This is a genomic window from Escherichia sp. MOD1-EC5189 (assembly GCF_002966045.1).
GTDB classification, from domain to species: Bacteria; Pseudomonadota; Gammaproteobacteria; order Enterobacterales; family Enterobacteriaceae; genus Escherichia; species Escherichia coli_F.
Genome location: NZ_PTRX01000045.1, coordinates 1 through 20,263, shown reverse-complemented (window position 1 = coordinate 20,263; position 20,263 = coordinate 1). Strand labels below are relative to the sequence as shown.

The window sequence follows — 20,263 nt, the reverse complement described above, 5'->3', positions numbered from 1 at the left end:
GGTACTGGTGGAGCCGGAACCGAAAAGCATGCGTAATCTGCCGTCCGGGGTCGTTCCTGCCGTTCGCCAGCCGCTGGCGGAGGATAAATCATTACTGCCATTTTTCAGCGACGAACGAGTGATTCGTGCTGCTGGTGGCGCTGGCGCATTGTCTGACTGGTTACTGCGCCATGTTAAATCCTGCCAGTGGCCACACGGCGATTATCACCATAGTGAAACCGTCATTCACCGTTATGGTACCGGCGCAATGGTGTTGTGCTGGCACTGCGACAACCAGTTGCGTGACCAGACCTCCGAATCACTTGAGCAACTTGCTCACCAAAACTTGTCAGCATGGATGATTGACGTCATTCGTCACGCAATGAATGGCACACAGGAGCGGGAATTATCGCTGGCTGAATTATCCTGGTGGGCGGTCCGCAATCAGGTGGCGGACGCGCTACCGGAGGCGGTATTACGTCGTTCGCTGGGGTTGCGTGCGGAAAAAATCCGTTCAATGTACCGTGAAAGCGACATCGTACCGGGAGAGCAGACCGCCACCAGCATACTGAAGCAGCGCACAAAAAATCTTGCGCCGCTGCCTCACGCCCACCAGCAAAAACCGCCACAGGAAAAGACGGTGGTCAGCATTGCTGTTGATCCGGAGTCACCGGCTCAGTATCTCCAGCGCCAGAAACCACAACGGGAAGAGATGCCTGTATACACGCGCTGGGTAAAAACGCAGAAATGCATGACGTGCGGTAATCAGGCAGATGATCCGCATCACATCATTGGTCATGGACTGGGAGGGATGGGAACAAAGGCTGATGATTTGTTTGTTATTCCGCTGTGCCGTAAATGTCATAACGAACTGCACGCCGGGGTAAAAGATTTTGAAGAAAAACACGGCAGCCAGCTGTTGTTGCTGATTCGTTTTTTAATGCACGCGAGAAATTCGGGTGTCCTGAAGTGGAAAGCATGAATGACTGAACGCATAGAATTTGTTTTGCCTTACCCGCCGACGGTGAATACCTACTGGCGACGTCATGGCAATACGTATTTCATCTCGGAGGCCGGAAAGCGTTATCGCCGTGATGTGGCGCTAATTGTTCGCCAGCAGCGGCTGAAATTAAACCTGTCCGGAAGACTGGCAATAAAAATTACTGCAGAGCCGCCGGATAAGCGCCGTCGGGACCTGGACAATATCCTGAAAGCACCGCTGGATGCACTGACGCATGCGGGGCTTCTCATAGACGACGAGCAGTTTGATGAAATCAATATTGTGCGCGGTCAGCTCGTTCCTGGTGGGCGACTGGGCGTGAAGATTTGCGAAATCAGAGGTGATGGTAATGGGGCGTGATATGTATGAGGTTTTAGATCGCTGGGGGGCATGGGCTGCAGCAGAAAATAGCGGTGTCGATTGGCAACCGATAGCAGCGGGCTTCAAGGGGCTTTTGCCACATGGCAAAAAGTCACGTCTCCAGTGTGATGATGATGAAGGCATCATGATAGACGGTTGTGTGGCTCGGTTGCGAAAGTATAAACCAGAGGAATATGAGCTGCTCATAGCTCACTTTGTTATTGGTGTTTCTCTACGCTCAATCGCGAAGAAACGCAGGTGCTCAGATGGAACTATAAGAAAGGAGCTGCAAACTGCATTAGGCTTTATTGATGGATGTATATGCTTGATTCTATCATAAGTTATGACTGTTACTACTCGTTTGCTTGAGCTTTCGATTCGGCGTCAGATAAAGCATCAATACGAATATTTATGTTTTTTAATAGCTTATTGTCTAGATCGATAAGACATTGGTTGTAGTGCGCAATTTGGTCTGGTGTTAGGTTAGGGTTGGCCAGGCAGTTCGTGATGAATTTTCTGGCCGTTTTTATTTCCCTTTTCATTCTTACATCATTAAGCGTAGGCAAACCTATGTAAGCGATAAGAAGAATTACCACATGAGATAAGCCGACAGCAGCTCCAGGCGCCAATGATTTGAAGAAGGCTAATTGAGGAAGCCAGTCAAAAAGGAAATTCAATCCCGCAGTGATAAGGGTGGTAAACCATGCCTGCATTGCCAGGTAGGATTTAGTGTTCGCCATTCACCTTCCTGCACTTGCTTCGTTGCGAGTTTTGAGTTCGCGTAGCAGTAGCGCCAACTCTTCTGCGTCATTTTCGTTTCTAACGCTGACTTTCCTTTTAGCGGTTCTGCCTTCAGGATCGGTGTAGGTTAGTTCAATATACGCATTCGGCTTTACCCAAACCAAGAACCTAAGCACAGCATATCTGACCGTCGCTGCGACAGCCATGAATACAGTGATGTAAAGCATAATGCTTAGGATTGACATGATTTAAAGTAGTTTCCTATCTGCCGCCGCTCTGTGGCGTATAACCTTAGTAATACTATAGCGTGGTTTAGACAGCGCGCCATTTGTTTCTTTTGTTGTTTCTGTCAGTTCTACAACAAAAAGATCACCCTTACAGAATGCTGCTTGGTTGTGTTCAACCCGTTCAAGAAAAGCCTCATCTTTCATAGATGCGCTAACTTCTTCGCCATTTGGCAGGATGATATCCCAGCTTTTGCCTTGCTTGAATCGAACATTAGCAAAATGTACATTAGCTTGGCGTGTCGTTACGTGCGTTTTCTCGACAAAGGTGGATTTTGCAGTTTTAAAACTTACTGCTTCAGCTTGCGTCACCCTGACTACCTTATGCTTCTGCTGTGAAACTGAGAACGTGGATGGTTTTTCAGTCTGCAGGGGTTTATAGATTAATTTATCCAGTTCTTTTCGGATGATTGGACTGGTTATTAATTTTTGAATGTCGTTACTGCATTTAACCTTCTCACCATCCACTTCGATTTCTGCTGTATCTTTTTGTTCATCGACGACAATGGAGCTGATTTTACGCCCTTTGAGCCATTCGATTATCCCGAGTACGCCACCTGCGGCAACTCCACCACCTGCAACGAGGCCAAGGGCGTTAATAGTTTTTATGCTCCCCATCACAGCAACAAGCAAAGTAAATGAACCTTCTTTTGTTGCCTTGATGTTGACTTTCGGCTCTGCTGTTTCGCCATTAATTATTTTTTCGGCGTGTTCAATCAGGGCACTAAGAGAGGTTAAGGCTTCGCCTAATGTTTTCGCGTCGATCTGATTATCTGCGTATGCCTCTCCACCGTAGGCAATTTCGATTTCTGTTATTGGCATGTTTTCGAGTTGCTGCGTCATCAAAAGCATCCTTTGCGCAAGAGAAATAGCCACAGGATACAGATAATTATGAAAAAATCACTAACGCGTACGCAAAAACTATCTTAATCTGTTAAGAGTGGTCGCTTCGCCACACAACTTAAACCCGCATCAAGCGGTTTTTTTGTGTCACTTATCTCGGATAGACATGGTGAATGCGCTGGTGGAGGAGATAAGGGTGATTTTTAACCAGGTGATTTTTGAATGCTTGCAACATTGATTTCGTAACGTTATTATCCTGCGCCCGGCCCTTTAGCTCAGTGGTGAGAGCGAGCGACTCATAATCGCCAGGTCGCTGGTTCAAATCCAGCAAGGGCCACCAACCGTCACCAGTTCATCAGGAAAGAGCGTCAACCCTTTAAGTTGAGTGTGCGAGGTTCGAGTCCCCGGTGGCGGTCCAGTGCCGACTTAGCTCAGTAGGTAGAGCAACTGACTTGTAATCAGTAGGTCACCAGTTCGATTCCGGTAGTCGGCACCATATGCGGGCATCGCATAATGGCTATTACCTCAGCCTTCCAAGCTGATGATGCGGGTTCGATTCCCGCTGCCCGCTCCAGTTAGAGTCTTTCAGTCTGCGATGATGGGAAATCCCGGAGTGACTGAAAGACGTTTAAGTTATGAATGATCGCTTTTTTTTGCAAAATTGCTGTGCAGAAATACTAACCTTCGGGCAGGCGATCATTCATAAGCACTCTGCTTTTATTCCGATTAACTGTGGGTGGTTTGTTGGATAGAGTGCTTTCCTTACTGTATATATTGTTTCGCCCGCTTTTGCGGGCTTTTCTTTTCAAATCCCTTTCATTTCTCAGTGTAAAACTACGCCATCCGTTATTTGCGGAGGTGAGGCTATGAAATCCATGGACAAAATTTCAACGGGCATTGCCTATGGCACCTCCGCAGGCAGTGCTGGCTACTGGTTTTTACAGTGGCTTGATCAGGTCAGTCCGTCACAGTGGGCTGCGATTGGTGTACTGGGGAGTCTGGTTCTGGGCTTCCTGACTTATCTGACAAATCTGTACTTCAAAATCAGAGAAGACAAGCGTAAGGCTGCACGGGGAGAGTAATTCAATGACTCAAAACTATGAACTGATTGTGAAAGGGATCCGCAATTTTGAGAATAAAGTTACGGTAACTTTAGCGTTACGGGACAAAAAACGCTTTGACGGTGAAATTTTTGACCTGGACATCTCGCTGGACCGTGTTGAAGGTGCCGCGCTGGAGTTTTATGAGGCAGCAGCCAGAATGAGCATCAGACAGGTCTTCCTGGATGTTGCTGCCGGGTTATGTGAAGGGGATGAGCAGTCGCCGGAAAAGCGCCCCGTAATTTTAGAGGCGCAGAATGTATGGATAACCTACAAAGGAAAGCTACCGGGAAGAATTACTGGTTCTCTGAAGACTCCTCCGGAATCACAACCTTAAGTCACTGACCGGAACAGATAAACCTGTCCGTGGGCAGAAACCGATAAATCCTGATAAATATCCATGAACGCAAAAATCAGATACGGCCTGTCGGCTGCCGTTCTGGCACTGATTGCCGTCGGTGCGCCCGCGCCTGATATTCTCGACCAGTTTCTGGATGAAAAAGAAGGTAACCACACAACGGCATACCGCGATGGGTCCGGCATCTGGACCATCTGTCGGGGTGCCACGATGGTGGATGGAAAACCCGTTTTTCCCGGTATGAAACTGTCGAAGGAAAAATGCGACCAGGTCAACGCCATTGAGCGTGATAAGGCGCTGGCATGGGTGGAGCGCAATATTAAAGTACCACTGACCGAACCACAAAAAGCGGGTATAGCGTCATTCTGTCCCTATAACATTGGCCCCGGTAAGTGTTTCCCGTCGACGTTTTATAAGCGGCTGAATGCCGGTGATCGTAAGGGCGCATGCGAGGCGATTCGCTGGTGGATAAAAGATGGTGGGCGCGATTGCCGCATACGTTCAAATAACTGCTATGGACAGGTTATTCGTCGTGACCAGGAAAGCGCATTAGCCTGTTGGGGGATAGAGCAGTGAGCAGAGTCGCCGCGATTATTTATGCTTTGGTTATCTGCATCATCGTCTGCCTGTCGTGGGCGGTCAATCATTACCGTGATAACGCCATCGCCTACAAAGAACAGCGTGATAAAAAAGTCAGTGAGCTGAAGCAGGCGACCGCCACCATCGCTGACATGCAGCAGCGTCAGCGTGATGTTGCTGCGCTCGATGCAAAGTACTCGAGAGAATTAGCCAATGCGAAAGCTGAAAATGAAACCCTGCGCGCTGATGTTGCCGCTGGTCGTAAGCGCCTGCGGGTCAATGCCAGTTGCTCCGCAGCCGTGCGTGAAGCCACCGGACCCACCAGCGTGGATAATGCAACCAGCCCCCGACTGGCAGACACCGCTGAACGGGATTATTTCACCCTCAGAGAACGGTTGATGACGATGCAGAAGCAACTGGAAGGGGCACAGCTATACATTCGTGAGCAATGTCTCAGATAAAAACCGGCCAAGGATAATCCGCTAAAGATTCGCCGGTGGCGAAAGAGAGCCAGGGTGTCAACCTACGCTATTACTTATGATAATGCAACAGACGAAGCGGGACATTCAGGCGCATAACAAAGCGTGGCAGGTGAACTGCAAACCTGAAAAGGCGCAAAAATCTGCGCCAGAATGGTAGTTATTTTGTGGTTTTGAAAAGTTTCATGTACTGATTGATAGGTTTTCCTGAGTAAGAATCTGTCCCTGGCTCAGGAGTATCAGATAAAACTTTTGCAGCTAATTTGTTGGAGGCTTGATTACCAACCCCGACAATAGCCTCTACATAGAATTCATTGAAGGAATTTCTAAATCCGTATTGCATTTCTTCAATGCTGGCGATGAGAAGTTGAGTACCGATGCCTTGCGCTTTATATTCATCAGCTACTGCATAGCCAACGCCAAAGCATGGTTTACCTTCAACAAACTCTGCAGGGACATATATAGCAACACCTTTAACATTTTCTCCTTCAAAGAATGCATAAGTAAACCGTGGTGTACCCTCTGCATCATCCAAAAGCACCTTCATATTTGGGTGAACTATGCATGGTGAAGGCTTAATCAGACCATTAGAAAAGGCGTATTGAAAACTAATTAATGAGTCTGTTGGATCAACGAGTTCTGGCATTTTGAGTCCTATGTATTTTGATATAAGCGATTCAACATACTACTTTCTTACGTTTAATTCTTTAACATTAACGAGCCAGGATACGAAATTTTGAAAAAGAGCAAAGTTTTTAATAATTCATTCAAAGCATATCGCATGTGCACATCTAAGAAAGGCTTTCAGCTGTGAGCCTGGGTAAACCGTAAACTTTCGGCGACTCTGCCGTGCGACAGGTTCACGTCTAACATGTCTAAAAGGAAGAGTTATGAAGTTTCAGGTCGCTAAACTGTATCGTGGTAAACATTTCGCAGGGTATGGGATTGCAGTTAATGGTGAGTTACTGGAAGGGCAGCTTTCCGCCAGGACAGAGACACGCGGAGGCGAGCCACCAACAGTCACTGTGACTTTCAGACTGACAGCAGAACATATCGAGAATCAGCCTGTCATTAAACCGAACAGGGTATGAGGTATTTATGCCATCACGAATCCCACGAGCCTGCCGTAAGCGTGGATGCGCAGGTACAACCACAGACAGTTCTGGTTACTGCGATAAACATCGTGGCGAAGGATGGGTACAGCATCAGCGCGGACTGAGTCGCCACCAGCGTGGCTATGGCTCGAAATGGGATGCCATACGTGCGCGCATAATGAAGCGTGATAATCATCTGTGTCAGAACTGCCTGCGCAATGGGAGAGCCGTTGAAGCCAGAACTGTGGACCACATCATTCCGAAAGCTCATGGTGGCACGGATGCAGACAGTAACCTGCAGAGTCTGTGCTGGCCCTGTCATAAAGCAAAAACAGCGTGCGAACGCATCAATTGATAACATTTCCCATCTGTAGGGGAGGGGCGGGTCAAATCTCTGCAACCCTGGCTGCTCAGTACCGCCGCCTGACCTTTCCTCGCATCGCCGCAGGTTCGAAAACTTTTTTTTGGAATGTGATTAAATGATTGATAGGTAAAACCGATTATGTCTGGACCCCCGAAAACCCCGCCACGCCTGCATTTGATACGAGGTAACCCCTCTAAGCGGCCAGTTAAAGACTCCAAAAAAACCGCTAAAAAGGATGAAAAAGGTCTCCCTAAAATTCCGCAACATTTAGGGGCGCAGGGGAAGTACTGGTTCAGGCGAATGGCGGAAGAGCTGAATGCGGAAGGGATCATTTCTCAGCTCGATGCACGTGCGCTCGAGTTACTGGTGGAAGCCTACACCGAATACCGGCATCACTGCGAAATACTCGATGTTGAGGGTTATACCTACCGCACGGAAACGCAGAATGGCGATGTGCTGATCAAGGCACACCCGGCTGCTGCGATGAAGGCTGATGCCTGGAAGCGGATTCGGGCGATGCTTGCAGAGTTTGGTATGTCACCGGCAAGCCGGGCGAAAGTAAATACCGCCGGACCGGATGATGTTGATCCGCTGGCAGAGCTTTTAAAAGCGAGAGACTGATGGCAAAAGTGGCTGACGGGATCCGCTACGCCGAACGTGTTGTTGCAGGAGAAATTGTTGCTGGCGAATTTGTCCGTCTGGCCTGCCAGCGTTTTCTTGATGATCTGAAGTACGGCGAAGAGCGGGGGATTTATTTCAGTGAACCTCGTGCACAGCACATCCTTAATTTCTACAAATTTGTACCCCATGTGAAAGGGGCGCTGGCAGGTCAGCCCATTGAGTTGATGGACTGGCATGTGTTTATCCTCATTAATATTTTTGGTTTTGTCATTCCGCTGGTGAATGAAGAAACCGGGGAAGTTGTCATGCGCAGCGATGGCAGTGGACGCCCGGTGATGGTGCGCCGGTTCCGGACAGCATACAACGAAGTTGCCCGTAAAAACGCAAAATCAACCCTGTCATCGGGTATCGGTCTGTATATGACGGGGGCAGATGGTGAAGGCGGTGCTGAGGTGTATTCAGCCGCAACCACGCGTGACCAGGCCAGAATTGTGTTTGAAGACGCCAAAAATATGGTCAGAAAAGCCCGGTCGACACTCGGGCGGTTGTTTGATTTCAACAAGCTGGCGATTTACCAGGAGCAGAGCGCATCAAAATTTGAACCGCTTTCCTCGGATGCAAACAACCTGGACGGTCTGAACATCCACTGCGCCATTATTGATGAGCTGCATGCTCATAAAACCCGTGACGTGTGGGACGTTCTGGAAACGGCAACCGGTGCCCGTCTGCAGTCTCTGTTATTTGGCATCACCACGGCTGGCTTTAACAAGGAAGGGATTTGCTACGAGCAGCGCGATTACGCCATTAAGGTATTGCGAGGCTATAACAGCGACGTGGAGGGCGCGGTAAAAGACGACTCCTACTTTGCGATCATTTACACGCTCGATGAGGGAGATGATCCGTTTGATGAAACGGTCTGGCAGAAAGCGAATCCTGGCCTGGGCATCTGTAAACGCTGGGATGATCTGCGTCGTCTGGCGAAAAAAGCGAAGGAGCAGGTCTCTGCGCGGGTGAATTTTTTTACCAAACACATGAATGTGTGGGTCACTGCCGAATCTGCCTGGATGGATATGATTAAGTGGGAGAAGTGCGAATACATTGCCCCACGACATGAGCTGAAAACGTATCCCATGTGGGTCGGCGTTGACCTTGCTCATAAGATTGATATCTGTGCGGCGGCAAAACTCTGGCGAACGGATAACGGGCATGTTCATGCCGATTTTAAATTCTGGCTTCCGGAAGGACGGCTGGAACGATGCTCGCGGCAGCAGGCAGAACTTTACCGGAAGTGGGCGGAGATGGATAAGCTGATTCTGACGGATGGTGATGTTATCGATCATGCTCAGATAAAAAGTGACTTACTGGAATGGATTGGTGGTGAAAACCTCAGGGAACTGGGATTTGACCCGTGGAGCGCGATGCAGTTCAGCCTGGCACTGGCTGAAGAAGGGATACCGCTGGTGGAGGTTCCGCAGACGGTTCGCAATCTGTCAGAGGCCATGAAGGAAACGGAATCACTGGTCTATGCCGGGCGTTTCCATCACAGCAATCATCCGGTCATGAACTGGATGATGTCTAACGTTACGGTAAAACCGGACAAAAACGACAATATCTTCCCGAATAAATCCACGCTGGAAGCCAAAATCGACGGCCCTGTTGCGATGTTTACAGCGATGAGCCGGATGCTGGTCAATGGTGGTGAACCGGAGCCGGATCTGTCTGAACATCTGGTCAGCGTGGGCATCCGCTCGCTTTAACCGAGGTCATTATGTTTCTGATAATTCTCGCGCCACTGGTGGGCGTGCTGGGTGCGCTTTTGCTGGCGTATGGTGCCTGGCTGATTTATCCCCCGGCGGGTTTTGTTGTTGCCGGGGCGCTGTGCCTGTTCTGGTCGTGGCTGGTGGCGCGATATCTCGACCGTACACAGCCGTCTGTCGGCGGAGGTAAATAGTGTTCTTTTCGGGATTATTTCAACGAAAAAGTGACGCGCCGGTGACCACGCCAGCAGAGCTGGCGGATGCTATCGGGCTGTCATACGACACCTATACCGGAAAGCAGATCAGCAGCCAGCGGGCCATGCGACTGACGGCGGTTTTTTCCTGCGTCAGGGTGCTGGCAGAGTCGGTCGGGATGTTGCCCTGCAATCTGTATCACCTGAACGGCAGCCTGAAACAGAGAGCCACCGGCGAACGTCTGCATAAGCTGATCTCCACGCATCCCAATGGATATATGACGCCGCAGGAGTTCTGGGAGCTGGTGGTCACCTGTCTGTGCCTGAGGGGAAACTTTTACGCCTACAAAGTGAAAGCATTTGGCGAAGTGGCTGAACTGCTGCCCGTCGATCCTGGCTGTGTGGTACCGAAGCTTAACAGTAGCTGGGAGCCGGTCTATCAGGTCACATTCCCGGACGGCTCCACGGATGTACTGAGCCAGGAGGATATCTGGCATGTGCGCACGCTGACGCTGGACGGACTGGTGGGGCTGAATCCCATCGCCTATGCCCGCGAGGCAATATCGCTGGCGGCAGCGACCGAAGAGCACGGGGCCAGACTGTTCAGCAATGGTGCGGTGACGTCCGGTGTGTTGCGTACAGAGCAGACGCTGTCAGATCAGGCTTACGAGCGCCTGAAGAAAGATTTTGAGGAGCGTCACACCGGGCTTGGCAATGCTCACCGCCCGATGATCCTTGAGATGGGGCTGGACTGGAAGTCGATGGCGCTGAACGCCGAGGACAGCCAGTTCCTGGAAACCCGCAAGTTTCAGCTTGAAGAAATCTGTCGTCTGTTTCGGGTGCCGTTGCACATGGTGCAGAACACCGATCGCGCCACCTTCAACAATATCGAAGAGCTGGGGCTGGGATTTATCAACTATTCACTGGTGCCGTATCTGACCCGCATTGAGCAGCGGATCAACACCGGACTGGTACGAAAAAGTAAGCAGGGCGTTTATTACGCCAAATTTAACGCCGGGGCGTTACTGCGCGGGGATATGAAGTCCCGTTTTGAAGCCTACGCCACCGGGATCAACTGGGGAATTTACTCTCCTAATGACTGCCGCGACCTGGAAGATATGAATCCGCGTCCCGGTGGTGATGTCTATCTCACCCCGATGAACATGACCACGAAACCCTCCGATGGCAGTAAAGCCGGTAAGCAGAAGGATAACGCCAATGCAGACGAAACAACGTCTTGATGTACCGCTGAGTCTGAAATCTGTCAGTGACTCCGGTGAGTTTGAAGGGTATGGCTCCGTCTTTGGTGTAAAGGACAGCCACGATGATGTGGTGATGTCCGGGGCATTTGCTGCTTCCCTGCGGGCGTGGAGTGACAGAAAAGCGTTACCTGCGCTGCTCTGGCAGCACCGCATGGATGAACCCATCGGTGTTTACACCGAAATGAAGGAAGACGATGTCGGGCTTTACGTCAGGGGACGGTTGCTTATTGATGATGATCCCCTCGCAAAACGCGCACATGCACACATGAAGGCCGGTTCGTTAACCGGCCTTTCTATTGGGTACGTCCTGAAAGACTGGGAATACGACCGGAGCAAAGAAGCCTTTCTGCTGAAAGAAATCGACCTCTGGGAAGTCAGCCTGGTGACGTTCCCATCTAACGACGAGGCGCGGATCAGCGACGTCAAGAACGCGCTGGCCCGCGGGGAAATCCCCGAACAGAAAAAAATCGAAAGAGTCCTGCGTGATGTCGGACTCTCCCGTACCCAGGCCAAAGCATTCATGGCCGGGGGCTATGGCGCACTGTCCCTGCGCGACGCTGAGGATGTGGGCTCTGCACTGAATGCACTGAAAAATCTGAACTTCTAATCAGGAGAAATACGATGGCGGTTGATATTAAAGATGTCGAACAGGTCGCGCAGGAGCTGCAGCAGAAGTTTGACGACTTCAAAGCAAAGAACGACAGGCGCGTGGATGCGATTGAGCAGGAAAAAGGCAAACTTGCCGGGCAGGTGGAAACCCTGAACGGAAAACTCAGCGAGCTGGAAAATCTCAAAAGCGATCTTGAAAAAGAGCTGCTTGAGCTGAAACGTCCGGCAGGTGGTGCGCAAAATAAACTGGCCACCGAGCATAAAGAAGCGTTTGTGGGCTTCCTGCGTAAAGGCCGTGAAGATGGTCTGCGCGATCTGGAGCGTAAGGCATTACAGGTGGGCACCGATGAAGACGGCGGCTATGCCGTGCCGGAAGAACTGGATCGCAACATTCTCAATCTGCTGAAAGATGAAGTGGTGATGCGCCAGGAAGCCACGGTGATCACCGTTGGCGGTTCCGACTACAAAAAACTGGTGAATCTGGGCGGCACGGCTTCCGGATGGGTTGGCGAGACTGACGCGCGCTCCCAGACTGCCACCTCAAAACTGGGACTGATTGAACCTTTCATGGGGGAAATCTACGGTAACCCGCAGGCCACCCAGAAAATGCTGGATGATGCTTTCTTCAACGTGGAGGCCTGGATCAACAGCGAGCTGGCAACCGAATTTGCCGAACAGGAAGAAATTGCCTTTACCACCGGCGATGGTACCAAGAAGCCGAAAGGGTTCCTGGCGTATGAGTCCACTGATGAAACCGACAAGGTCCGGGCGTTCGGCAAACTTCAGCATATTGTATCCGGCGAAGCGACGGCAGTGACCGCAGATGCCATTATCAAACTGATTTACACGCTGCGTAAGGCACACCGCACTGGCGCGAAGTTCATGATGAACAACAACAGCCTGTTTGCCATCCGTCTGCTTAAAGACAGCGAGGGTAACTATCTGTGGCGTCCAGGGCTGGAACTGGGGCAGCCGTCCTCTCTGGCGGGTTACGGTATCGCTGAAAACGAACAGATGCCGGATATCGCCGCTGATGCGAAAGCCATTGCATTTGGTAACTTCAAACGGGGTTACACCATCGTTGACCGTATCGGCACCCGCATTCTGCGTGACCCGTACACCAATAAACCGTTTGTCGGTTTTTATACCACCAAGCGCACCGGCGGGATGCTGGTCGATTCGCAGGCCATCAAACTGCTGAAGATTGCAGCAGCGTAATCATTCAGGGGGCGCAGAAGTGCGCCCCTGTTCTGACAGGTGAAAGAATCATGATCCTGAAACAAGATCTGAAATGGTCACCGGACGGTATGCGTGTTGAGATTATTCGGGCCGGTGAGTATGAAGATAAAGAATTACCCGAACGGGTACGCGAAATTGCCACTGCAGCTGGGATTGTCTCTGATAAGAGAACACCTGTTGCGCGGGGGGCTGATAAGTCTAAAAAACAGCATTCATAGAGGTTGCCCAAATGATGCCCACTCTGGAAGAGCTTCGTGTTCAGTGCCGGATTGATGATGACAATGAACAGGAGAATTCTCTTCTTATGATGTATCTGGCTGCTGCCAGGGAAGAGGCTGAAAAGTTTTTAAACCGGACGCTTTACGATGAAACTGTTTCTGAGCAGGATACGACCGGGCTTGTAATAACACCTCTGATAAAACTGCGTCTTATGCAACTGGTTGGCTACTGGTACGAGAACAGGGAAATGCAGGATGCAGTGCCTGATTTTTTCTATACCGGACTGCGGATGTATCGATTTCATCCCGGAACATAGGAGGATTCATGCAGGCAGGAAGATTACGTGATCGTGTGGTTATTCTGAATGCCACCACCGTTCGGTCTCCGTCAGGGCATCCGGTGGAGACGGTGACGGAGGGAGCTACCGTATGGGCAGAAGTTAAGGGTATCAGCGGGAGGGAGATAATCTCAGGCGGAGCAGAAACCGCTCAGGCTACGGTCAGAGTCTGGATGAGATTCCGGCGCGATGTGACAGCGACTTCACGTCTGAAAGTGCTGACCGGTGCATTTAAAGGGGCCATTCTGGGTATAGAAGGTCCACCAATACCGGATGCACGCGCTACCCGGCTTGAAATACTCTGCAGCCTGAAGGGGAATGTGTGATGGATTTCAGTCTTGATTTTTCCGGCCTGGCGGATATTGCACGGGATTTGGAGACGCTCAGCAGGGCAGAAAACAATAAGGTTCTGCGCGATGCCACCCGTGCCGGTGCTGAAGTTATGCGGGATGCAGTTGTTGAACGTGCGCCGGAGCGAACCGGGAAACTGAAGAAAAATGTGGTTGTTCTCACTCAGCGTTCAAAGCGTCGGGGGGAAATTATCTCGGGTGTCCACATTCGCGGACGGAACCTGCGAACCGGAAACAGTGATAACAGCATGAAAGCCAGCGATCCCCGAAATGCATTTTACTGGCGCTTTGTGGAGCTGGGAACGATAAACATGCCCGCGCATCCATTCATTCGCCCGGCTTTCGATACGACAGAGGAGCTGGCGGCGCAGGTTGCCATACAGCGAATGAATCAGGCTATTGATGAGGTCTTAAGTAAATGAGGGAGGGCACACTGTATTCCCTGTTGTCTCAGCTGGCCGGAGGACAGGTTTATCCTTATGTGGTCCCGCTGACGGAGGGAAAGCCTGCGGTATCTCCGCCGTGGCTGGTGTTTTCTGTGGTGTCTGACACGGCATCTGATGTGCTTGATGGGCAGGCTGAATCCAGAATTACCGTGCAGATCGATGTCTGGGCGACAGTACCTGATGACGCAGATAATATTCGTGAGCAGGCGCTTGATGCGGTAAGAAAACTGGCACCCTCCGTTATTTCTAAAACGCAGGGTTATGATCCTGACTCCCGTCTGAGCAGAGCCACGCTTGAATTCCAGGTAATAGCCTGAGGTCATTAATGATTTTACCCACCCGCCGCTGGCGGGTTTTATTATTTTCAGGAGACGAGTATGTCCTCTAATTTTGAGCGTTCGCAACTGACGAAAATTATGATTTCGTCTGCACCGGTAACAGCAGAAACCCTGGATTCTGCCAGCTATCTTGGCCTGAGCTGTACAATCAAAGAGGTGCAGTTTACCGCAGGACAAAAGCAGGATATTGATGTCACCACGCTGTGTTCTGTTGAGCAGGAAAATATTAACGGCCTTGGGGCTGCTTCAGAGATTTCCATGTCAGGCAACTTTTATCTGAATGCTGCCCAGAACGCGTTGCGCAGTGCCTATGACAATGACACCACGTATGGCTTTAAAGTTATTTTTCCGTCAGGCAACGGATTTACCTTTATGGCAGAGGTGCGTCAGCATACCTGGTCTGCAGGAACCAATGGTGTTGTGGCTGCAACGTTTTCTCTGCGCCTGAAAGGTAAACCTGTGCTGACGACAGAGCCGCTGAAAGTGAAGGTCGATTTAAAAAGCACGCTGCGGGTTTCTTCTGGAGCGAAACTTGAAATGGCGGTTGAGGCTGCGGGTGGTGTGCCGCCTTATTCTTATGCCTGGAAAAAAGGTGGTTCTCCTGTTTCCGGACAGACGGCGGCAACGTTCAGTAAGGCATCAGCAGCATCCGGTGATGCCGGTGCGTATACCTGCGAGATTTCTGATTCAGCAAGCCCTGTTAACAAGGTGACCTCTACTTCCTGCACTGTTACCGTCAGTTAATGAGGATAGATGTGATGACTAAAAATATCCGTAATCTGGCACTGGCAACGATGTCGGGGTTTCGCCATAAAACTGTTGATGTGCCTGAATGGGAAGGGGCAACGGTTGTATTACGGGAACCTTCTGCAGAAGCCTGGTTGCGCTGGCAGGAGATCGTTAAAGCAAAAGATGATGAGACACCGTTATCCGTTGCGGAGCGCGCCCGCCGAAATCTGGAAGCGGATGTTGAACTGTTCATCGATGTTCTGTGTGATACCGGACTGCAACCTGTATTTTCAGAGGATGATCGTGAACAGGTGATTGCCGTGTATGGCCCGGTGCATGCGCGGCTTCTTCGGCAGTCTCTGGAACTGATCAGTGATGCCGGCGAGGTTAAAAAAAAGTAGCGCTTCCGGGGATGCGTTTTCTGATGATGCTGGCGCTCAGGATGGGGCGCACATTGTCAGAGTTACGCCGGGAAATGTCCGCATCAGAAATCATGATGTGGGCAGAATTTGACAGGTTCAGCCCGCTGGGGGACGAACGGGCTGATATCCGGGCTGCCCAGATTGTTTCAGCTGTTTACGGTGCGCAGGGGGTCAAAGTGCCACTGAATGATGCGCTTCTTCAGTGGGAGAAGGAGCAGACAGAAGGCGTATCAGATCCATTTGCTGGACTGGAAAACGCGCTTTTAATAGTGTCTCAGTGAGTCAACATAACCGCTTCGGCGGTTTTTTTTCGTCCGGAGAATGAGTGTGGCGACATTACGTGAACTGATTATTAAAATCTCGGCAAATTCCCGGTCATTCCAGTCAGAGATCTCCCGGGCTTCGCGTATGGGGCAGGATTACTACCGTACCATGCAGAACGGAGGCCGACAGTCCGCTGCTGCATCCCGTGAAATGCGGCGTGCACTGGCAGAAGTGACGGATCAGATAAATACAGCTAAATCTTCGGCACTGAACATGGCGGGGGCATTTGCCGGGGCTTTTGCTACCGGTCATCTTATTTCTCTCGCCGATGAGTGGAATTCAGTAAATGCCCGTCTGAAGCAGGCCTCACAGTCCAGTGATGATTTTCAGTCATCACAGCGTGAATTAATGGCGATCAGCCAGAGAACGGGGACGGCTTTTTCTGATAACGCCAGCCTTTTTGCCCGCTCTGCAGCTTCCATGCGGGAGTATGGTTACAGTTCTGAGGAGGTATTGAAAGTCACCGAGGCGATCTCCACGGGCCTGAAATTATCCGGTGCCAGTACAGCAGAAGCCAGTTCGGTGATCACGCAGTTCAGTCAGGCTCTGGCGCAGGGAGTGCTGCGCGGTGAAGAGTTTAACTCGGTGAATGAGAACGGCGATCGTGTTATTCGTGCTCTGGCTGCGGGAATGGGAGTTGCCCGTAAGGATCTGAAGGCCATGGCGGATAACGGAAAGTTGACCGCCGATAAGGTTGTTCCTGCACTGATTAGTCAGCTTGGGGCATTACGTGATGAATATGCGGCAATGCCTGATACGGTTTCATCCTCTGCAACCAAAGTTGAAAACGCCTTTATGGCCTGGGTTGGTGGTGCGAACGAGGCAAGCGGAGTGACGAAGACGCTCTCCGGTGTGCTGAATGGTATTGCAGGCAATATTGACACCGTGGCAACCGCTGCCGGTGCTCTGGTTGCCGTCGGGGTAGCCCGATATTTTGGCAATATGGCGTCGTCTGCTGGATCTGCAACTGCCGGATTAATTACTGCAGCCAGAAACGAAGTGGCTCTTGCTGAAGTGCAACTTCGGGGGACACAGATAGCAACCGCCAGGGCGCGTGCGGCGGTTTATCGTGCGCAACAGGCGGTTGTTGCTGCTCGCGGTACCGAAAGGCAGGCCGCAGCAGAAGCGAAGCTGACAGCTGCCCAGGCGTCACTTACCCGTAATATTGCGGCCAGAACAGCGGCACAGACAACGCTGAATAATGTTACGTCAGTGGGGAGTCGTTTATTAAGTGGCGCGCTGGGGCTGGTTGGTGGTGTGCCGGGACTCGTCATGCTGGGGGCTGCGGCCTGGTACACGATGTATCAGAATCAGGAGCAGGCCAGAGAATCTGCACGCCAGTATGCCGCAACAATCGACGAAATTCGCCAGAAAACGTCGGCAATGTCGCTTCCTGAAGCGTCAGATAATGAGGAAAAGACGCGACAGGCACTGAAGGAGCAAAACAGGTTAATTGACGAGCAGAAAAGTAAGATTAAATCCTTACAGGAAAAAATTGCTGGCTATCAGTATGTGCTGGCAAATCCGGGTTGGACAACCGATAACGGTTTTATGATTAACCACATGACGTCGGTAAAAACTGTCACAGAAGGGCTTGCAGAAGCAACAAATCAACTGGCAGTTGAACAGTCTCGCCTCACTCAAATGCAGGGCAAAGCGCAATCCATTCAGGATGTGCTTGCCGGGCTGGAGGAGCGACGGGTGGCGTTGATCCGTCAACAGGCAGCGGAACAAAACAAAGCGTATCAGTCCCTGTTGATCATGAATGGGCAGCATACCGAGTTTAATCGCCTTCTCGGGCTCGGTAATGAATTACTTCAGCAGCGACAGGGGCTGGTGAATGTACCGTTACGGCTACCACAGGCAACCCTGGATGATAAACAGCAGACCGCACTGAATAACAGCGAGCGCGAACTGGCTCTGTCCCGCCTGAAGGGGGAAGCCCGTGAGCGTGCCCGCCTGGGTTATGCTGCGGATGATCTCGGCTTTGTGGGAGAGGCGTATCAGACAGCAAGACTGAATTATATAAATAACTCACTGGATGCATGGCGAAATAACCAGGCAAATAAACCCAAAGCGCATAAAAAGACCGAAGCGGAAAAAATAGAAGATACTTATAAGCGACTGATTAAACAGCAAAAAGAGCAAATAGCACTGGCAGGGCAGAATACTGAACTGGCTAAGATGAAATATCAGGTCAGCCAGGGCGAATTATCAACCCTGTCAGAAGCGCAGAAAAAAACGCTTTTGCAGAATGCAGCACTCATCGACCAGAAAAAGATTCGTGAGCAGCTTGCTGCGTATGAGAGCAGTCTGGCGGCCAGTAATGCCAGTGTCAGAGCATCAAATGAGGCTCAGTTACTGGGATATGGTGAAGGCTCACGGATGCGTGAACGACTTCAGGAAATGTGGAGCATCCGGCAGGAGTTTGAGCAGAAAAATAACGAGCTACTGAGACAGTATCAGGCCGGAGAAATTGAAGAAGCCCTGTGGAAACAGGAAAAATCTCTGAATGAAAAATATCTGGAAGAGCGTCTCAGCGATCAGCAGGATTATTATGCAAAGGCTGATGCTTTACGCAGTAACTGGAATGCCGGACTCCAGGAGGGACTGACGAACTGGGCAGACAGTGCCACCGATTATGCTTCGCAGGCGGCAGATGCTGTCGTTTCCACTATGGACGGGCTGGTATCAAATATTTCCGATGCACTGGCCGGAAATGTTGTGGACTGGAGAAACTGGGGGAGTTCAATTCTCCAGGAAGTTTCAAAAATTCTGATGAACGCTGCCATCGTTAACGGGCTGAAGTCACTTTCCAAAAGCATGTCCGGTGCCGGAGGATGGCTTGGTACAGTCGGCGACTGGCTTTCCGGTGCAGTGGCAAACGCAAAAGGTGGTGTTTATACATCGGCAAATCTGAGTGCTTACAGTAACACCATTGTGGATACCCCGACGTATTTTGCTTTTGCGAAAGGTGCCGGGCTGATGGGCGAGGCCGGGCCTGAAGCTATCATGCCACTGACTCGGGCAGCGGACGGCTCTCTTGGAGTCAGAGCCATTGGCAATGTGAATGGTGGCGGTGGATTTGTTTATTCTCCCGTATATCACATCAGTATTCAGAATAAAGGGAGCAATGGCGAGATAGATACGCAGTCAGCCAGGGGACTGGTGGATCTGATCGACAGCAGGGTTGTGTCAATTATGCAGTCATCACGTCGGGACGGAGGATTATGCAGTGCCTGAATCTGAAGTTTTTAACTGGATCCCCCGCGAGGGGATGGAGACGACACGAAAGCCATCTGTTATTACGGTAAAGTTCGGTGACGGATATGAACAGCGACGGGCTGGTGGTCTGAATGCAGATCTGAAAACGTTTAAACCGGTATTTCGTGTCACGGATGAATATTCCCGTGCCGCGCTGGACAGTTTTTTATCCCGTCATGCCGGGGTTCGTGCTTTTTTGTGGCGTCCGCCAAAACACAACAGGACTGTCCGGGTTGTCTGCAGGGAGTGGAGCATTTCGGATAATGCCATGTATACCGATTTTAACTGTACCTTTGAAGAGGTCACTCACTGATGCAGGATATACAGCAGGAAACACTCAATGAGTGCACTAAAACGGAGCAATCCGCGCTGGTCGTGCTCTGGGAAATTGATCTGACAGAGGTCGGCGGAGATCGTTATTTCTTCTGTAATGAGCAGAACGAAAAAGGTGAACCAGTCACCTGGCAGGGGCGGCAGTATCAGGCCTATCCCATTCAGGGAAGTGGATTTGAGATGAACGGCAAAGGAGCCAGTGCAAGGCCAACGCTGAAAGTCTCTAATCTGCACGGCATGGTCACCGGGATGGCGGAAGACCTGCAGAGTCTGGTCGGCGGAACGGTGGTCAGGCGTAAGGTTTACGCCCGTTTTCTGGATGTGGTGAACTTCGTCAACGGAAACAGCGAAGCCGATCCAGAGCAGGAGGTGATCAGCCGCTGGCGCATCGAGCAGTGCAGCGAACTGAGCGCGGTGAGTGCCTCTTTTGTACTGTCCACGCCGACGGAAACGGATGGTGCTGTTTTTCCGGAACGTACCATGCTGGCCAACACCTGCACCTGGACCTATCGCGGTGATGAGTGCGGTTATCACGGTCCGGCGGTTGCGGATGAATATGACCAGCCGACGTCCGATATCACGAAGGATAAATGCAGCAAATGCCTGAGCGGCTGTAAGTTTCGCAATAACGTCGGCAA

Annotated in this window: 29 protein-coding genes and 3 tRNA genes; 29 read left to right on the top strand and 3 right to left on the bottom strand. The window is 50.9% G+C overall.

Translation table 11 applies throughout. The features are described from left to right. From ATB02_RS24060 to ATB02_RS24050, 3 genes are all read left to right on the top strand, one after another. Positions 1–961 (top strand): DUF968 domain-containing protein (locus ATB02_RS24060; protein ID WP_198600594.1); only part of this gene is annotated, 961 nt, incomplete at its 5' end. Next, positions 962–1,339: a RusA family crossover junction endodeoxyribonuclease gene (locus tag ATB02_RS24055; protein WP_029397194.1), complete on the top strand. Its 378-nt coding sequence runs from the start codon at positions 962–964 to the stop codon at positions 1,337–1,339. It abuts the gene before it with no gap. Beyond that, positions 1,329–1,679: an antiterminator Q family protein gene (locus ATB02_RS24050; protein WP_000532208.1), complete on the top strand. Its 351-nt coding sequence runs from the start codon at positions 1,329–1,331 to the stop codon at positions 1,677–1,679. The genes ATB02_RS24055 and ATB02_RS24050 overlap by 11 nt, the downstream gene beginning before the upstream one ends. A 13-nt stretch (positions 1,680–1,692) precedes the next feature. On the opposite strand, the gene ATB02_RS24045 is transcribed toward ATB02_RS24050, so the two are convergent. Next, a complete protein-coding gene (locus ATB02_RS24045; protein ID WP_000024152.1) occupies positions 1,693–2,079 on the bottom strand; it encodes a hypothetical protein in 387 nt (128 codons plus the stop codon). 249 nt (positions 2,080–2,328) lie between these two features. After that, positions 2,329–3,207: a hypothetical protein gene (locus tag ATB02_RS24035; RefSeq protein ID WP_000193722.1), complete on the bottom strand. Its 879-nt coding sequence runs from the start codon at positions 3,205–3,207 to the stop codon at positions 2,329–2,331. Between the two features lie 264 nt (positions 3,208–3,471). Between ATB02_RS24035 and ATB02_RS24030 the strand changes: the two genes are divergently transcribed. The 7 genes from ATB02_RS24030 (at position 3,472) to ATB02_RS27135 (ending at position 5,705) form a co-directional block, all read left to right on the top strand. After that, positions 3,472–3,547, top strand: a tRNA-Ile gene (locus ATB02_RS24030). An 80-nt stretch (positions 3,548–3,627) separates the two neighbouring features. Beyond that, positions 3,628–3,703: transfer RNA gene (locus ATB02_RS24025), tRNA-Thr, on the top strand. Between the two features lie 3 nt (positions 3,704–3,706). Continuing rightward, positions 3,707–3,781, top strand: a tRNA-Gly gene (locus tag ATB02_RS24020). A 292-nt stretch (positions 3,782–4,073) separates the two neighbouring features. Next, positions 4,074–4,289: a class II holin family protein gene (locus tag ATB02_RS24015; protein ID WP_000839572.1), complete on the top strand. Its 216-nt coding sequence runs from the start codon at positions 4,074–4,076 to the stop codon at positions 4,287–4,289. 4 nt (positions 4,290–4,293) lie between these two features. Beyond that, positions 4,294–4,644 (top strand): YdfR family protein, encoded by a 351-nt coding sequence (locus ATB02_RS24010; RefSeq protein ID WP_000193264.1) that lies wholly within the window; start codon positions 4,294–4,296, stop codon positions 4,642–4,644. Between the two features lie 63 nt (positions 4,645–4,707). Next, complete coding sequence (locus tag ATB02_RS24005; RefSeq protein WP_000992101.1) at positions 4,708–5,241, top strand: lysozyme; 534 nt, start codon at positions 4,708–4,710, stop codon at positions 5,239–5,241. Next, positions 5,238–5,705, top strand: coding sequence for a lysis protein (locus tag ATB02_RS27135; protein WP_105272332.1), 468 nt, complete (start codon positions 5,238–5,240; stop codon positions 5,703–5,705). Before ATB02_RS24005 ends, ATB02_RS27135 begins: the two co-directional genes overlap by 4 nt. A 178-nt stretch (positions 5,706–5,883) precedes the next feature. Here the strand turns inward: ATB02_RS27135 and ATB02_RS23995 are convergent, their stop codons facing one another. Further along, entirely contained in the window at positions 5,884–6,369 is a 486-nt protein-coding gene (locus tag ATB02_RS23995) for a GNAT family N-acetyltransferase (RefSeq protein ID WP_001114684.1), read from the bottom strand. Between the two features lie 244 nt (positions 6,370–6,613). Here ATB02_RS23995 and ATB02_RS23990 point away from each other — a divergent pair, with 244 nt between their 5' ends. The 19 genes from ATB02_RS23990 to ATB02_RS23900 form a co-directional block, all read left to right on the top strand. Beyond that, positions 6,614–6,814 (top strand): hypothetical protein, encoded by a 201-nt coding sequence (locus ATB02_RS23990; RefSeq protein WP_000671995.1) that lies wholly within the window; start codon positions 6,614–6,616, stop codon positions 6,812–6,814. A 7-nt stretch (positions 6,815–6,821) separates the two neighbouring features. Beyond that, positions 6,822–7,172, top strand: a complete 351-nt coding sequence (locus ATB02_RS23985; RefSeq protein ID WP_001140101.1) for an HNH endonuclease — start codon at positions 6,822–6,824, stop codon at positions 7,170–7,172. 147 nt (positions 7,173–7,319) lie between these two features. After that, positions 7,320–7,802 (top strand): phage terminase small subunit P27 family, encoded by a 483-nt coding sequence (locus ATB02_RS23980; RefSeq protein WP_001333563.1) that lies wholly within the window; start codon positions 7,320–7,322, stop codon positions 7,800–7,802. Then, positions 7,802–9,559 (top strand): terminase large subunit, encoded by a 1,758-nt coding sequence (locus tag ATB02_RS23975; RefSeq protein ID WP_001140903.1) that lies wholly within the window; start codon positions 7,802–7,804, stop codon positions 9,557–9,559. Before ATB02_RS23980 ends, ATB02_RS23975 begins: the two co-directional genes overlap by 1 nt. 11 nt (positions 9,560–9,570) lie before the next feature. Further along, positions 9,571–9,753 carry a hypothetical protein gene (locus ATB02_RS23970; protein WP_000478564.1) on the top strand — a complete coding sequence of 61 codons (183 nt, stop codon included), beginning with the start codon at positions 9,571–9,573 and terminating at the stop codon, positions 9,751–9,753. Then, positions 9,753–10,994, top strand: coding sequence for a phage portal protein (locus tag ATB02_RS23965; protein ID WP_000466255.1), 1,242 nt, complete (start codon positions 9,753–9,755; stop codon positions 10,992–10,994). Before ATB02_RS23970 ends, ATB02_RS23965 begins: the two co-directional genes overlap by 1 nt. Beyond that, positions 10,972–11,622 (top strand): HK97 family phage prohead protease, encoded by a 651-nt coding sequence (locus ATB02_RS23960; protein WP_001193631.1) that lies wholly within the window; start codon positions 10,972–10,974, stop codon positions 11,620–11,622. Before ATB02_RS23965 ends, ATB02_RS23960 begins: the two co-directional genes overlap by 23 nt. A gap of 14 nt (positions 11,623–11,636) precedes the next feature. Beyond that, a complete protein-coding gene (locus tag ATB02_RS23955) occupies positions 11,637–12,842 on the top strand; it encodes a phage major capsid protein (protein WP_073533769.1) in 1,206 nt (401 codons plus the stop codon). Positions 12,843–12,892: 50 nt separating this feature from the next. Continuing rightward, positions 12,893–13,081: a hypothetical protein gene (locus ATB02_RS23950; RefSeq protein ID WP_000601355.1), complete on the top strand. Its 189-nt coding sequence runs from the start codon at positions 12,893–12,895 to the stop codon at positions 13,079–13,081. 11 nt (positions 13,082–13,092) lie between these two features. Continuing rightward, positions 13,093–13,398, top strand: coding sequence for a head-tail connector protein (locus ATB02_RS23945; protein ID WP_000983037.1), 306 nt, complete (start codon positions 13,093–13,095; stop codon positions 13,396–13,398). An 8-nt stretch (positions 13,399–13,406) separates the two neighbouring features. Further along, on the top strand, positions 13,407–13,745 hold the full coding sequence (locus ATB02_RS23940; RefSeq protein ID WP_097754220.1) for a phage head closure protein: 339 nt from the start codon (positions 13,407–13,409) through the stop codon (positions 13,743–13,745). Beyond that, a complete protein-coding gene (locus tag ATB02_RS23935; protein ID WP_000347791.1) occupies positions 13,745–14,191 on the top strand; it encodes an HK97-gp10 family putative phage morphogenesis protein in 447 nt (148 codons plus the stop codon). Before ATB02_RS23940 ends, ATB02_RS23935 begins: the two co-directional genes overlap by 1 nt. After that, positions 14,188–14,532, top strand: a complete 345-nt coding sequence (gene gp17 / locus ATB02_RS23930) for a tail completion protein gp17 (RefSeq protein WP_001206699.1) — start codon at positions 14,188–14,190, stop codon at positions 14,530–14,532. The genes ATB02_RS23935 and gp17 overlap by 4 nt, the downstream gene beginning before the upstream one ends. A 60-nt stretch (positions 14,533–14,592) precedes the next feature. After that, a complete protein-coding gene (locus ATB02_RS23925; RefSeq protein ID WP_001441850.1) occupies positions 14,593–15,297 on the top strand; it encodes an immunoglobulin domain-containing protein in 705 nt (234 codons plus the stop codon). Positions 15,298–15,311: 14 nt separating this feature from the next. Continuing rightward, a complete protein-coding gene (locus ATB02_RS23920; protein WP_000164661.1) occupies positions 15,312–15,683 on the top strand; it encodes a phage tail assembly chaperone in 372 nt (123 codons plus the stop codon). Positions 15,684–15,706: 23 nt separating this feature from the next. Further along, positions 15,707–15,985, top strand: a complete 279-nt coding sequence (locus ATB02_RS23915; protein WP_000978930.1) for a phage tail assembly protein T — start codon at positions 15,707–15,709, stop codon at positions 15,983–15,985. 46 nt (positions 15,986–16,031) lie between these two features. Further along, the gene (locus ATB02_RS23910; RefSeq protein WP_097414131.1) at positions 16,032–19,271 is read left to right on the top strand and encodes a phage tail tape measure protein; all 3,240 of its coding nucleotides are present in this window, start codon (positions 16,032–16,034) and stop codon (positions 19,269–19,271) included. Continuing rightward, positions 19,264–19,605, top strand: coding sequence for a phage tail protein (locus tag ATB02_RS23905; protein WP_001115183.1), 342 nt, complete (start codon positions 19,264–19,266; stop codon positions 19,603–19,605). Before ATB02_RS23910 ends, ATB02_RS23905 begins: the two co-directional genes overlap by 8 nt. Beyond that, positions 19,605–20,263 (top strand): phage minor tail protein L (locus ATB02_RS23900; protein ID WP_105272331.1); only part of this gene is annotated, 659 nt, incomplete at its 3' end. The genes ATB02_RS23905 and ATB02_RS23900, both read left to right, overlap by 1 nt.

What these genes read in the sequence shown, in the direction of transcription:
- ATB02_RS23975 (WP_001140903.1), top strand. Translation starts at nt 7,802, where the DNA reads ATGGCAAAAGTGGCTGACGGGATCCGCTACGCCGAACGTGTTGTTGCA.
- ATB02_RS23920 (WP_000164661.1), top strand. Translation starts at nt 15,312, where the DNA reads ATGACTAAAAATATCCGTAATCTGGCACTGGCAACGATGTCGGGGTTT.
- ATB02_RS23980 (WP_001333563.1), top strand. Translation starts at nt 7,320, where the DNA reads ATGTCTGGACCCCCGAAAACCCCGCCACGCCTGCATTTGATACGAGGT.
- ATB02_RS24035 (WP_000193722.1), bottom strand. Translation starts at nt 3,207, where the DNA reads ATGACGCAGCAACTCGAAAACATGCCAATAACAGAAATCGAAATTGCC.
- ATB02_RS23950 (WP_000601355.1), top strand. Translation starts at nt 12,893, where the DNA reads ATGATCCTGAAACAAGATCTGAAATGGTCACCGGACGGTATGCGTGTT.
- ATB02_RS24055 (WP_029397194.1), top strand. Translation starts at nt 962, where the DNA reads ATGACTGAACGCATAGAATTTGTTTTGCCTTACCCGCCGACGGTGAAT.
- ATB02_RS23940 (WP_097754220.1), top strand. Translation starts at nt 13,407, where the DNA reads ATGCAGGCAGGAAGATTACGTGATCGTGTGGTTATTCTGAATGCCACC.
- ATB02_RS23990 (WP_000671995.1), top strand. Translation starts at nt 6,614, where the DNA reads ATGAAGTTTCAGGTCGCTAAACTGTATCGTGGTAAACATTTCGCAGGG.
- ATB02_RS23970 (WP_000478564.1), top strand. Translation starts at nt 9,571, where the DNA reads ATGTTTCTGATAATTCTCGCGCCACTGGTGGGCGTGCTGGGTGCGCTT.
- ATB02_RS23945 (WP_000983037.1), top strand. Translation starts at nt 13,093, where the DNA reads ATGATGCCCACTCTGGAAGAGCTTCGTGTTCAGTGCCGGATTGATGAT.
- ATB02_RS24005 (WP_000992101.1), top strand. Translation starts at nt 4,708, where the DNA reads ATGAACGCAAAAATCAGATACGGCCTGTCGGCTGCCGTTCTGGCACTG.
- ATB02_RS23925 (WP_001441850.1), top strand. Translation starts at nt 14,593, where the DNA reads ATGTCCTCTAATTTTGAGCGTTCGCAACTGACGAAAATTATGATTTCG.
- ATB02_RS24010 (WP_000193264.1), top strand. Translation starts at nt 4,294, where the DNA reads ATGACTCAAAACTATGAACTGATTGTGAAAGGGATCCGCAATTTTGAG.
- ATB02_RS24015 (WP_000839572.1), top strand. Translation starts at nt 4,074, where the DNA reads ATGAAATCCATGGACAAAATTTCAACGGGCATTGCCTATGGCACCTCC.
- ATB02_RS24045 (WP_000024152.1), bottom strand. Translation starts at nt 2,079, where the DNA reads ATGGCGAACACTAAATCCTACCTGGCAATGCAGGCATGGTTTACCACC.
- ATB02_RS23935 (WP_000347791.1), top strand. Translation starts at nt 13,745, where the DNA reads ATGGATTTCAGTCTTGATTTTTCCGGCCTGGCGGATATTGCACGGGAT.
- ATB02_RS24050 (WP_000532208.1), top strand. Translation starts at nt 1,329, where the DNA reads ATGGGGCGTGATATGTATGAGGTTTTAGATCGCTGGGGGGCATGGGCT.
- ATB02_RS23995 (WP_001114684.1), bottom strand. Translation starts at nt 6,369, where the DNA reads ATGCCAGAACTCGTTGATCCAACAGACTCATTAATTAGTTTTCAATAC.
- ATB02_RS23955 (WP_073533769.1), top strand. Translation starts at nt 11,637, where the DNA reads ATGGCGGTTGATATTAAAGATGTCGAACAGGTCGCGCAGGAGCTGCAG.
- ATB02_RS23960 (WP_001193631.1), top strand. Translation starts at nt 10,972, where the DNA reads ATGCAGACGAAACAACGTCTTGATGTACCGCTGAGTCTGAAATCTGTC.
- gp17 (WP_001206699.1), top strand. Translation starts at nt 14,188, where the DNA reads ATGAGGGAGGGCACACTGTATTCCCTGTTGTCTCAGCTGGCCGGAGGA.
- ATB02_RS23985 (WP_001140101.1), top strand. Translation starts at nt 6,822, where the DNA reads ATGCCATCACGAATCCCACGAGCCTGCCGTAAGCGTGGATGCGCAGGT.
- ATB02_RS23915 (WP_000978930.1), top strand. Translation starts at nt 15,707, where the DNA reads ATGATGCTGGCGCTCAGGATGGGGCGCACATTGTCAGAGTTACGCCGG.